The organism is Enterococcus sp. AAFC-DPL-5182 (assembly GCF_058216605.1).
The window spans coordinates 1,098,768-1,111,468 of the sequence record NZ_CM177101.1 but is presented as its reverse complement, the minus strand read 5'-3'; the positions used below and the strand labels follow the sequence as shown (position 1 = coordinate 1,111,468).

At 37.0% G+C, this 12,701-nt stretch carries 9 protein-coding genes; 4 read left to right on the top strand and 5 right to left on the bottom strand.

From position 1 onward, the window contains the following. Positions 1 to 181: 181 nt before the first annotated feature. A complete protein-coding gene (locus AC4BB7_RS05115) occupies positions 182 to 1,678 on the bottom strand; it encodes an alpha-amylase (protein ID WP_490484622.1) in 1,497 nt (498 codons plus the stop codon). A 184-nt stretch (positions 1,679 to 1,862) separates the two neighbouring features. On the opposite strand from AC4BB7_RS05115, the gene AC4BB7_RS05110 reads away from it, so the two are divergent. From AC4BB7_RS05110 to AC4BB7_RS05095, 4 genes are all read left to right on the top strand, one after another. After that, a complete protein-coding gene (locus AC4BB7_RS05110; RefSeq protein ID WP_086312124.1) occupies positions 1,863 to 2,615 on the top strand; it encodes a DeoR/GlpR family DNA-binding transcription regulator in 753 nt (250 codons plus the stop codon). Next, complete coding sequence (gene pfkB, locus AC4BB7_RS05105; protein WP_490484621.1) at positions 2,612 to 3,526, top strand: 1-phosphofructokinase; 915 nt, start codon at positions 2,612 to 2,614, stop codon at positions 3,524 to 3,526. Before AC4BB7_RS05110 ends, pfkB begins: the two co-directional genes overlap by 4 nt. 46 nt (positions 3,527 to 3,572) lie before the next feature. Continuing rightward, on the top strand, positions 3,573 to 5,495 hold the full coding sequence (locus AC4BB7_RS05100; RefSeq protein WP_490484620.1) for a PTS fructose transporter subunit IIABC: 1,923 nt from the start codon (positions 3,573 to 3,575) through the stop codon (positions 5,493 to 5,495). Positions 5,496 to 5,754: 259 nt separating this feature from the next. Continuing rightward, positions 5,755 to 6,501, top strand: coding sequence for an SDR family NAD(P)-dependent oxidoreductase (locus AC4BB7_RS05095; protein ID WP_490484619.1), 747 nt, complete (start codon positions 5,755 to 5,757; stop codon positions 6,499 to 6,501). 231 nt (positions 6,502 to 6,732) lie between these two features. Here AC4BB7_RS05095 and AC4BB7_RS05090 read toward each other — a convergent pair whose 3' ends face one another. The 4 genes from AC4BB7_RS05090 to allW all read right to left on the bottom strand — a co-directional run bounded on the left by AC4BB7_RS05090 (position 6,733) and on the right by allW (position 12,560). Beyond that, the gene (locus AC4BB7_RS05090; protein ID WP_490484618.1) at positions 6,733 to 8,064 is read right to left on the bottom strand and encodes a hypothetical protein; all 1,332 of its coding nucleotides are present in this window, start codon (positions 8,062 to 8,064) and stop codon (positions 6,733 to 6,735) included. 169 nt (positions 8,065 to 8,233) lie between these two features. Then, positions 8,234 to 9,469, bottom strand: coding sequence for an MFS transporter (locus AC4BB7_RS05085; protein ID WP_490484617.1), 1,236 nt, complete (start codon positions 9,467 to 9,469; stop codon positions 8,234 to 8,236). A 134-nt stretch (positions 9,470 to 9,603) separates the two neighbouring features. Further along, complete coding sequence (allB, locus tag AC4BB7_RS05080) at positions 9,604 to 10,971, bottom strand: allantoinase AllB (protein WP_490484616.1); 1,368 nt, start codon at positions 10,969 to 10,971, stop codon at positions 9,604 to 9,606. Between the two features lie 128 nt (positions 10,972 to 11,099). Then, positions 11,100 to 12,560, bottom strand: coding sequence for an allantoin permease (gene allW / locus AC4BB7_RS05075; protein WP_490484615.1), 1,461 nt, complete (start codon positions 12,558 to 12,560; stop codon positions 11,100 to 11,102). Positions 12,561 to 12,701: the final 141 nt, after the last annotated feature.

Below are 12,701 nucleotides of genomic sequence, written 5' to 3'. Positions count from 1 at the left end.
TCCTCTCAATACTCACCTAAAATCTGGTGCGGATCCCCTAGTGATTTCATGTTCACTTAGGGTTCGCACCAAGTTTATAGTCTAACTATTGCTTATACATTTAGTATAATTATTCTTCCAACAGAAGTCACGCTTTATTTCTACACATGACTCACTGAAAATAATCACTACTTCACTTTAATCATTCATCCCTCAAAACCATACCTTCAATCCCACTACTCAATCTTGCCACAATTTCTTCATTTACGTAAACAGAAATTTCTCCTCCGTTTACTGGAAATGTCCCAGCACCTGTTTCATCCAACGTTACCTTTGCATCGTTATTTCCTAAAATATCAACAAATACTTTTCCTGCATGAATAGCACTGATCGTCATTGTTTTTTCGCCCGCTTGAGCGTTAGTCATTACCACAGCATACCCGGATTTTTCTCGATCAAAAGTCCCTGTTCTGATCCAGCCAATTACATTCGGATCATCAAAATAATCCATTTCACTTCCATAAGCTAAACGTTCTCGGATTTTTAATAATAATTCTAAATCTTTTCCCACTGCATTCACGTCTTGGGATGGGATACCAAATAGATCTCCCCAAAAAACAACTGGAGTTCCAGCTTTTCTCAATAAAATCAACGCATACGCATGAACTTTAAACCAACCATCCACCCAAGATTCCAAGCTTTGCCCTTTCTGTGTATCATGATTGTCAACGAACGTCACTGCCCATTCTGATCGTTCTTTTGCTAATGTTCCTTCAAAGATATAACGCATGTCATAGCGGCCATCAGAATTTGCGGCTTCATAAAAATGATAATGTAAGGGAACATCAAATAATGAAATCAGCGTTCCCGAGCTATCAATGTAATTCGTCAATTTCTCCAGTTCTCCATGCCAATATTCACCCACCACGAACAATTCTTTTCCTTTTTCTTTTCTTCTATTTAATAGCCACTCTACAAAATAATTGAATTGAATGTGTTTCACAGCATCTAAGCGATACCCGTCCATACCCGTCAATGCTTGATACCACTGCCCCCATTTATTTAGCTGGTCTACAGTTTCAGGATATTCCATATCCAGGTTACATCCCATCAAATAATCATAATTGCCATTTTCATTATCAACTTCTTCATCCCAACTTTTACCTTCAAAGTTAAAAATCCCATGATCTTTCCTTCGATCATCAAAATCAACACCTGAGAAATTTTTCCAAGTCCAAATGTAATCATTATACTTTTGATGTCTACCAGGGAAAGTGAATTTTGTCCAAGCAGAAATTTCTTCTTCACCACTAAGCGCTTCATTCCGATTATCTGGTCGATATTTTATAGCAGAAACGATCTCTTCCTCATCGGCTCCCATGAAATGATCAAAAACAATATCTCCATATACTTCCATCCCATTTTCTTTTAATTTCCTGATACAAATTAAATACTCTTCCAGAGTGCCGTATTTAGTTGGGATCGTTCCTTTTTGATCAAACTCTCCTAAATCGTACAAATCATAAGGTGCATACCCCACATCTTCTAGACCATTTGCACCTTTGTAGGCAGGCGGAAGCCAAACTCCGTTGATTCCTTTTTTATGTAATTCTTCAGCTAACTCAGTCAGACGTTTCCAATGTTGACCATCTGCTGGCAAGTACCATTCAAATCCTTGCAATATTGTACGATTATTCATACGTATCCCTCCGATTTACCCTAGCTTCATTAAGCCAAAGAACAAAGCTCTTTGTCAACTAATCGAATCGCCATTTTCTTGCTTTCATATGAACGTTTTAAAACATTTTTGATCGTTTGTGACCGTTTTTGATTGCGTCGGTAAATTAAATGTGCTATTATAATCATTGAAAAGAGGGTTGAAAATGCTTACAGAAGAAAGACACCAAGCTATTTTACGTTTATTAGACCAACAATCCGTCGTTAAGTCACAGGAACTATCCACCCTTCTAAATGCATCTGAATCTACTATTCGTAGAGATTTACAAGAATTGGAAGATGCAGATTTATTAGAACGTATCCATGGTGGAGCAAAACGAATTATAAATTTAGGATTTGAACAAGATATGACTGAAAAATCAGTCAAAAACACGCAAGAAAAACAAGCTATTGCATTCTTAGCTGCTCAATTGGTTCACGATGGCGACGTTATTTATCTAGACGCTGGATCGACCACTTTAGAAATGTTGCCGTTTCTAGCAGGAAAATCTATCACAGTGGTGACAAACTCCGTTCACCATGCCGCTAAACTAGGTGATTTGAGTATTAACACCATTATTCTTGGCGGATCACTAAAACTGTCTACCAAAGCAATCACTGGTTCCACTGGAATGGAGCAACTCAGACACTTCCGTTTCAATAAAGTATTTATGGGAATGAACGGCGCTCATCTTGAATTTGGTTTGACAACACCTGATCCTGAAGAAGCTGCATTAAAACGTTTGGCTATTGCGCAAGCAGAAGAGGCCTATGTTTTGATCGACCAAACAAAACTAAATAAAGTCACCTTCACAAAAGTGACGGATCTTGAAAATGTAACACTTTTGATCAATCATTGTTCACCAGACATACTTGAACAATTTCAGAAAAAAACAACGATCAAGGAGGCAATACAATGATTTACACAGTGACACTAAACCCTTCAATTGACTATATTGTTCATGTAGACGGGCTTAAATTGGGTGATTTAAACCGAATGACCAAAGACTTTAAATTACCAGGAGGTAAAGGAATCAATGTTTCTAGGATTCTAAAAAGAATCGAGGCGGAATCAACAGCACTAGGATTTCTAGGGGGCTTTACTGGAAATTTTATTTCTGACTGGCTGCTAGCAGAACAGATCGAAACAAAATTTACGACCATCAGTGAAGATACACGAATCAATATTAAGTTAAAATCTGAAACTGAAACTGAGATCAATGGTTTGGGTCCTGCTATCAGCAATGAAGAAATGCAAGAATTGAAACAAGCCCTAAGTGCAATTTCAGCGAATGACATTGTTGTTTTATCAGGCAGTACACCAGCAACACTACGAGAAGGTTTTTATGAAGAACTGATTCAAATCATCAAAGACAAGGATGCGGAATTTGTCATTGATACAACTGGCAAAGATTTACTAAATGCTTTGCCTAATAAACCCTTACTCATCAAGCCAAACAATCATGAACTAGCTGAATTATTTGATGTAAAATTTGAATCTACGGAAGATATCTTGCCCTTTGGGGAACGTTTGTTAAAAGACGGTGCCCAACATGTGATCATCTCAATGGCGGGTGATGGTGCCTTGCTCTTCACTAAAGAAGGTACCTATCGGTCAAACGTACTGAAAAGACCATTAAAAAATTCTGTTGGTGCTGGAGACTCAATGATTGCTGGATTTGTAGGTAGATTTGCCAAAAATAATGATCCTGTTGAGGCATTCAAATGGGGAGTTGCTTGCGGTAGCGCAACTGCTTTTTCAGATGATTTGGCCTCTGGAAATCTAATCAATGAATTGATTTCCGAAGTTGAAATTGAAAAGATCAATTAACGTTATGTAGCGAAACGTCGTTACTTATCTATTAGGAGGAAAAAAAATGAACATCAAAGACTTACTAGTCAAAGACGTGATGATCATGGATTTGCAAGCAACCGATAAAAAAGGTGCAATCGATGAAATGGTTGAAAAAATGTATGATGGCGGTAGAATTTCTGACATCAAAACATACAAAGATGGTATTTTAGCACGTGAAGCGCAAACTTCAACTGGGCTTGGCGATGGAATCGCTATGCCTCATGCCAAGAATAGTGCTGTCAAAGAAGCTACTGTCCTATTCGCCAAAAGCAACAAAGGTGTTGATTACGAAGCGTTAGATGGACAACCAACTTACTTATTCTTTATGATTGCAGCACCAGAGGGGGCTAATGATACTCATTTACAAGCATTAGCTGCCTTATCCCGCCTATTAATCGACCCTGATTTTGTAGCAAAGTTAAAAGAAACAAAGACACCCGAAGACGTCCAAAACTTATTTCAAACTGCTGAAGAAGCAAAAGAAGCAGAAGAAAAACAAGAGCAGCTAGAAGAAACAACTAAAAACACTCAAGACACAAGTCGTAAATTCATCGTTGCCGTCACGGCCTGTCCAACAGGGATTGCTCACACTTATATGGCTGAAGATGCATTAAAGAAAAAAGCCAAAGAAATGGGTATTGATATCAAGGTAGAAACAAATGGTTCTGAAGGTATCAAAAATCGTCTAACTGCAGAAGATATTGCTCGTGCAGATGGCGTGATTGTTGCAGCTGATAAAAAAGTAGAAATGAATCGGTTTGACGGTAAAGAATTAGTCAACCGCCCAGTTAGTGATGGGATTCGTAAAACAGAAGAATTGATTACACTTGCAACGAATGGTTCAGCACCCGTTTTCCATAGTTCTGAGTCAGACACAAGTGAAGAAGATAGTTCTGCTGATGGTTCTATTGGTTCAAGAATTTATAAAGACCTAATGAACGGTGTCTCTCATATGCTTCCGTTTGTTATTGGAGGCGGGATCGCCATTGCCCTTTCATTTATGATCGACCAATTTATTGGTGTTCCTCAAGATCAGTTAGGTATGCTTGGTAATTATAACGAAGCAGCTTCTTGGTTCAACCAAATCGGTAGTGCTGCTTTTGGATTTATGTTGCCTGTTTTAGCAGGATTTATTGCTTCAAGTATCGCAGATCGTCCAGGTTTGATTGTAGGATTTGCAGCTGGTGCATTAGCTAATACTGGCGGAGCTGGGTTTTTGGGTGCTTTAGTTGGCGGTTTCCTAGCTGGGTACGTTATTATTTTCTTGAGAAAACTTTTCAAAGGATTGCCTAAATCACTTGATGGCATCAAAACAATTCTATTTTATCCAGTTTTTGGTTTGTTGATTACTGGCGGGTTAATGCTTTTAGTTAACGTCCCAATGAAAGTTATCAATGATGGATTAAACAGTTTCTTACTAAGTTTAGATGGAACTAACGCTGCACTTTTAGGCGCTCTACTTGGCGGAATGATGGCAATCGATTTAGGTGGTCCAATCAATAAAGCAGCTTATGTGTTTGGTACAGCATCGATTGCCGCAACAGTAACAGAAGGTGGCAGCATTATCATGGCTTCTGTTATGGCAGGTGGTATGGTACCGCCATTAGCTATTTTTATTGCAACGTTGATCTTTAAAAATAAATTTACCCAAGACCAAAAAGATGCTGGTTTGACGAACCTAGTGATGGGATTGTCATTTGTTACCGAAGGAGCAATTCCATTTGCTGCAGCTGATCCATTACGTGTTATTCCAAGTTTCGTTGTTGGTTCTGCATTAGCCGGTGGCCTAGTTGGTGGCTTTGGCATTCGCTTATTGGCTCCTCACGGTGGTATATTTGTAGCACTTTTACTAAGTCATCCCATTTTATACTTGGCATTTATTGCAATCGGTGCAGTTGTATCTGCCCTCATTTTAGGTGTTGTAAAAAAAGCAGTGCCGCAATAGTTCGCCATTGAATAGATAGTTTTATCGATCCTCAAATGTTGAAGAGTTTCCTCTCTTCCATTTGAGGATTTTTTCGCTGAATAAGAAATTTGATATTTTCGGTTTATATCATTCGCTTTAAAAAAAATTCTATATTAAACTTATACATAAGAAATACCGATTTTTTACATATTAAAAATTGTTTACAGGCAACACAATCATTTTAAGAATAATCAGAAAGGATAACTATAATGACTTTTCATTATAGCGGTTTTTTTATATGAACAGATTATTAGGTAAAATAATATTGATTACAGAATGCGACAGCAGTATTGGTAAAACAACTGCTAAGTTAGCTGCTAAAGAAGGCGCAATTGTTGTTTGTACGGGTAAACGCTTAGACAAACTTTCTGCCGTTATTTCGGATATAAGCCAAGCAGGTGGGACTTCAGTTGCTTTTCAACATGATGTTAGTTCTGCTGATAGTTGGCAAACCGTCATTTCTGATATAATTCTTCACTACGGAACTATCGATGTTTTAGTCAATAATGCCGGGATTGCTTCTCCAAAAATCATTTTGGATTTATCCACTGAGGATTGGAGTAAAATTCAAGGAATCGATATAAATAGTCTTGTATACGGCTTAAATGAAGTGATTCCACTTATGATACAAAATGGCGGCGGATCGATCATCAATGTTTCATCCTTAGAAGGGTTGGTTGGATTACCTGATAGTAACCCTTATGTGGCAGCAAAAGATGTGATTCGCTCTATTTCACTTGATGCTGCATTCGAATACGCTAAACATAATATTCGAATAAATTCGATTTGTCCAGGTATCATTGAGACACCAATTATAGAGACAACATTTCCCGATATCAGACCTAATTATAAAAAATCTGTCCAATTTCCGTATTTGGGGAAAGCTGCTGATATTGCGAATGGAATTATCTATCTGGCATGTGACGAAGCTAGCTTTGTGACAGGTGCTGAATTGGTAATCGATGGTGAAAGAGTTGCTTTGTAACTGTAATCGAATGTTTTTCTTCATACCAGTTATTTAAATTTTAAGAGCCCGAGACAAAACTAAAAATCAGTTTTGTTTCGGGCTTTAAATCCGAATAAACGGCGAGAAAAAAGCAGCTCCTTCGGAAATAATCTGAAATTCACAAAAATTTGAAGAACAATTTCCGTGAATTCCTTCTTATTTCTCGGAGCTACACACTTTTGTCTCGACCTCCATTTCTTTCTCAATCATCTATTCACTGGCATCGATCGTTTGATTCATCGTTTCTAAATAACTAGAATCTAAAAACACAACCCGTAGATGATTCTTAGATTTCTTTAAATCAAAACGTGTAGAAGCTTCTTTTTGCTTTAAATTGCTAATGTTCACATCAAATAACTTATCCCATAACGCTTCTAAAGGAAGCTGTTTCATTGCTTCTTTTGGTAGATAAAAGCGTAAAACAGAGGTAAAATCATCATACTTTTTATCCAAGACATCGATTTCTAAAAACTGTCGTATATAAAACTCGTACGCTGAAAGGCCCTCATCAATCGCCATTTCTGGATTCAATACACGGTAATTCATCATCTTGCGGCTCTTCTCATCTATCCATGGAAAATAGGCTTGCGCATTCAATATTCCTTTTGTCCGGTTTACTACATATTTTTGATGGAGCTTATCATAACTTCTAGTAACAAAATATGTCGCATTTTTCTTTTCAACAGGTTGATAGTAACTGTTTTGGTATTGAACCGTTTGTGTAACATCTTCGACAAAAGCATACTCAATATATGGAGGACGTAACACTCCAGTACCATTATTCCATGCGAGTTGATCGTACCCCATTTGATCTCTGAATAGGCGTTGATATTTTAGATTAACTGGCAAATCCCACTTAAATGGATCGTTGAATAGTGTCACTTTAATTACTTGATTATCAATTTCTTCTACAGCTTGAACTTGTTGTACTTCCCAAAAAATCGGTTTAGGAATTACTTGATAATATAAATTGGAATAATACATCTTCCAACATGAGGTTAAACACAACCCTTTAAAGTAAACATCATACCCAGCTAAATGATTACAATCTACAATTACTGCTTTATTGTTATTATACCGCTTTGGGAGTTTAGCAATTTCACTATCCGTTTCAAATGTTCGTTTCTCAATCGTTTCAACATTATTATATAAATAATCATCTAGTGAACGAATGTAGGCATAGAGGCCATTTCTAGCCATTCGGGTGTCACAATAATCTTCAATCATCACTTGATTCGCTAGAAAAATACTACCTTCTAGAATCGTTCGTTCATGAAGTGTTAACTTAGAAATATGAAGCTGAAATTCTCCGCCTTGACTGTTCACTTTGATCCATAAATTTTCTTCTTCTGTAAGCTGTTGAATTCGCTGAACAATGGTCTGCACATCAAACGTTTGGATTTTTTCATCACCAAAACGATAACTTTCAGGTATTGTCACAATACGTAAAAAGCTTAGCCAATCCAAAACATCCCGTTTCAAGTCTTCTAAAGAAAAATCAGCCCGAGAAGCCACCATATATATTTTCTCAGTTTTTTTCATTTGCCCCACCTCGTTCCTTTAGATAAGTATAACGAAAATAAAGACAGACTTCATCTAATATACTTCCAGAATTTTAGAGTTGAAGTTAAACCGCAAAAAAAGACATCTTATTTCTTTCAATTCAGAAGAATTAGAAAGAAGTAAAATGCCTTTCTGATTTAAACTCTCACTAGGCTAACTTATTTTCATCCCCAATAATACGATTGATAACGTAAAATAATAAAGTACCTACCCCTATAATTAGGATCGCTAAATAAAATGCATAAAGTTTGGACCCAGTAATATCAGAAATTTTCCCGGTCAGCGACGGCACAATTACTGAGGCTGACATACCAAAGAAATTAAATACCCCATACATTGTTGCAATACTCCCTCTGGGTGCTGATTCTCCTAACCAGGAAATGATAATCGGCTCAACAGCTAACTTTCCAAAAAAACCATAAGCCATAATCCCTATAACTAAAATCGTTTGATTTGTTGTTGTCACTGTCAAAAACAACACACTAGCAGCTAAAATTTCAAGTAAGATAATGAGCTGAATTTTTTTCTTAGGAATACCATCTGCGATCCGACTAAAAATAAGTGCACCTGGTATTGCAGTAAAAAAGACCAATGAGGAAGCAAGTCCTACTGAAGTTCCTGAAAATCCTTTTTCCGTTTCTAAAAAATTAGGCAACCATGTATCGATCAAATAATAAGTATACAACGTTGAAAAATAAAGTATATACGCTGAAATCATCCTTGGTTTGAAAAGCGCTCTGATAGAAATTCTCTTTTTCAACTCTGTTTGCGCAATAACCGGTTTTTTTGGTTTTTCTAGTCGAATAAAACGTAAAAACATGACCACTGATAACAGAATCAATACGATCGTAGCAAAAATCAACGCTTGCCAAGGCAATACTCCAGTTCCAACTAGATAACTGGAAGAAATCAAGCCTAAGCCGCTACCAATTGCTGTACCACTATTGACAATCGCTGTTGACAGACTTCTTTTAGAAACAGGTACATATTCTGCAGTCAATGAATATGCTACCCCATAATAAGTACCGCAACCAAGTCCAGCTAAAACACTGCCAATAAAAACGACACCTATATTTTGTGCCACCCCGACAATCAATGCCCCTAAACCAAATAATAAAAAACCTGGGATCAAAATTTGCTTTTTCCCTAATTTATCTACTAACAAGCCTGAAGGAATTTGCATACAAACATAACCCAAAAAATAAAAACTTGAAATTTGACCAAGTTGAGCATCCGTTGCACCGCCAAAATAATCACTAATAATTGGATAAATAGGGGTTAAAACTGTGCGATAAATCCAAATAACGATCCAGCCAATCGTCAATATATAGATGATTTGTTTCCAGTATGGCATTTGTCGATTCAATTTTTTGTTCTCATTCATAGTTCACGCTCTCCTTTATTAGGCTAAATCGCTAAATGAGTCGCTTCTCTATTCTTTTTCGTAAAATGAAGAAAGATCAGACAATAAAAATGACTATTTTCATGTCTGATCACTCTGTTACACTATTAACTTATTTACTTCTTGATAAATGCACCCACGAAATCAGTTGAAACGCCTTCTTCTTTCGAATAGATAACATGACCTCTTAAAACAGTTTGTACTACTTGAGCACCGATTTCTCGTCCGATATAAGGACTGATTTTATTACGGTATTCCAAATCCTCAGCTTTTAATGTATACAGTGCATTTGGCTTGATCAAAACAAAGTCAGCATCTTTTCCAACACTGATCCGCCCTTTTTGATCTAAATCATATCGATCAGCTGGATTTGTCGCAATAATATCTGCAAATTGTTTCAATGACATTCCTCTTTTTTGAACCCCTTCATCAAATAAAACATCTACATTATTTTGAACACCAGAGATTCCGCCCCATGCTTCAAATGCATTGTCTTTGTCTTTTAAATCAGGTGTACATGGAGAGTGATCAGACGTTACAAAGTCGATTTCTCCTGATAAAACTTTTTCCCACATCCCCTTTTGATTCTCTTTATCACGAATCGGCGGTGAACATTTTACAACAGGTCCGATTGCATCTAATTCATCTGTATCAAAGTATAGATAATGCGTACACGTTTCACACGTTACATCAACTCCAGCTCTTCTTGCTTTTGTTACTTCTTCTACACCTTCTGGGCAAGCAATATGGCAAATATGAATACGGCAACCTGTTTCTTTGGCAAATAAAATCGCTCTGCGAATTGGTTCAACTTCTGTAAAAACCGGACGAGTAGCAACATAGGCTTTCAATGTCGTTTCTCCGTTTTTATAGGCAATCTCTCCTAATTTATCTGTAATTGCTGCATTTTCTGCATGAATAGCCAAAACTTTTCCTGTTTTAGCAACTTGTTTCATTCCTTCATAAAGTGAATAATCGTCAACATTCATAAAATCGCCGTCAATACTGCGGTCGCCGCAAGTTGCCATGAAGCACTTATACGCTGCTACACCACCATTATCTAACTCCTGAATTCCGCCTTCAAGATTAAATGGTACCAATCCACCAAATGATCCAACATCTGATTTTAATTTTCCTTTGCCAGCATCATATTTGATGTCCAGCGACTTACCGTCGACCGTAGCTGGCACTTGATTTAATGGCATTTCCATAAATGATGTTACTCCACCTTTAGCACAAGATGCTGTTCCAGTGACATAGCCTTCCCATTGATCACGATAACCGCCACCTGGATCAGTAATATGCACATGAGCATCCACCATGCCAGGACTAACAACTAAACTTGCTGCATCAATCTCTTTGTCCGCTTCACCAAGATCATCTCCAATTGCAACAATCACACCGTCTTTGACAGCAACATCTGTTTTGACTTCTCCCGACTCCAAAATAACTAACCCATTTTTGATCATTAAATCATAACTCATTTGCTTTCCTCCTAAATTTAAAAGCTAAACAGATCAACTGTGCAGCTTAATAATATACGATAACAACATTGTATTTTGTAACAAGTCTATTCATGCGATAAGGAGTCGCAAAAATAAGAAACACCAGTTTATTTTTTATCAAATAGTTTTCTTAACGCTAGATACAGCACAAACGCTGACACAAAGCCCGATATCCAAGAAATATCTGAAATCACTTTTAAAGCTGGAATGAAATTACCACTCAAACAAATAATCAATGCCACAATAGTTGCAACATAAGCTGGTTTATTTAAACCTTTGTAAATATTATGACTATTATCAGCTTTTTGGTCCATGTACAATTGATTCAAGTCGATTTTCTGCTTTTGGACAAAATAATAGTTCGCAATCATCGTTCCTGCAACTGGTCCTAATACTGCACCGATTGTATTTAGGAAAATGAAAATACTAGCTGAATTCTCCATTAATTTCCAAGGCATAATTAGAAAACTGATCACACTGGCAAGTAAAACACCCTTTTTATAATCGATCTTTTTAGGAAATAACGCGCAGAGCTGATAAGCAGCTGGAATGATATTCCCTGTTGCATTTGTAGAGACTGTTGTCAATAAGAATACTAGCATTGCTATAATAATTGCAAATGAGTTATCCCAACGATCAACAATATTTAGAATATTCCATTCTTGGATTCCATAACGAATAGAACCACCTATTAGAATCACAACACTTGAAAAAGCAAAAATTCCGTATCCTACTAGGAAACTAGCTGTTTGACCAATCGTTTGATCTCTAGTTGATTTTGCATTTTGAGTGAAGTCTGACACACTTGCTCCAGGAGCTGCCCAAACAGCTAAAACAGAATTGATGATCATAAAGTAAACAAAGACTGGTGAAATATTATGAGCTGCTCCTGTAACATCATAAGATAAAATCGGGCCTAATCCACCAGCGGCTCTGATTGCCCAAATAGCCATTCCGCCAAATACAATATATATCAGCGGACTTAAAATCGCCGTGAATTTATTTAGAATCTTCCCGCCACCAAAACCGATCAACATATTCACTGCCCAAAAAAGCGTAAAAGCAATCAATCCCGGAATAGAAATCCCTAAAATCATCGTATCTCCACCCAGAGTTAAAAAACCAGGCCAAATTTTACCAATCAAAATCAGCAACGCTAAAGATCCAGTGTAATTCTGCAAGCCAAACCAAGCAATCGCTGCTACACAACCTCTAAGAAACCCAGGAAGTTTTGCCCCAATGTCTCCATATGTGGAGCGTAAATGAATGGCAAAAGGAATGCCGTATTTAGAGCCCGCCCGTCCATTAAATGTCATAAACAATGCAACTGCCAAAGCACTTATGACTAAAGCTAACATGATATTGATTGGAGAAAGACCTAAAAATAAAAATCCTCCGACAGCTGTATAATTGGGAATATTATGAACCGACCCCATCCATAGCGTAAAATAATTCATTTTTCCCATCATTCTTTTGGACAACGATTTTGGAAGTAAATCTTCACTATAGCCACGCTCTCTATATCGCTGAAGTTCTTCTTCCGTGATTTGATAATCTTGGTTTTCCATTATTTCGCCTCCTTTTAAGCGCTTACATATATATAGATCAATTTTAATTAAAAACATAACCAACAGCAAGTATGAAGATTGGTTTGATAAATCAACCACTAGGGCAAAATAACCCTTGAAAATCAGGTAATCAATCCAATT

What these genes read in the sequence shown, in the direction of transcription:
- AC4BB7_RS05100 (WP_490484620.1), top strand. Translation starts at nt 3,573, where the DNA reads ATGAACATCAAAGACTTACTAGTCAAAGACGTGATGATCATGGATTTG.
- AC4BB7_RS05115 (WP_490484622.1), bottom strand. Translation starts at nt 1,678, where the DNA reads ATGAATAATCGTACAATATTGCAAGGATTTGAATGGTACTTGCCAGCA.
- AC4BB7_RS05090 (WP_490484618.1), bottom strand. Translation starts at nt 8,064, where the DNA reads ATGAAAAAAACTGAGAAAATATATATGGTGGCTTCTCGGGCTGATTTT.
- pfkB (WP_490484621.1), top strand. Translation starts at nt 2,612, where the DNA reads ATGATTTACACAGTGACACTAAACCCTTCAATTGACTATATTGTTCAT.
- allW (WP_490484615.1), bottom strand. Translation starts at nt 12,560, where the DNA reads ATGGAAAACCAAGATTATCAAATCACGGAAGAAGAACTTCAGCGATAT.
- AC4BB7_RS05110 (WP_086312124.1), top strand. Translation starts at nt 1,863, where the DNA reads ATGCTTACAGAAGAAAGACACCAAGCTATTTTACGTTTATTAGACCAA.
- AC4BB7_RS05085 (WP_490484617.1), bottom strand. Translation starts at nt 9,469, where the DNA reads ATGAATGAGAACAAAAAATTGAATCGACAAATGCCATACTGGAAACAA.
- AC4BB7_RS05095 (WP_490484619.1), top strand. Translation starts at nt 5,755, where the DNA reads ATGAACAGATTATTAGGTAAAATAATATTGATTACAGAATGCGACAGC.
- allB (WP_490484616.1), bottom strand. Translation starts at nt 10,971, where the DNA reads ATGAGTTATGATTTAATGATCAAAAATGGGTTAGTTATTTTGGAGTCG.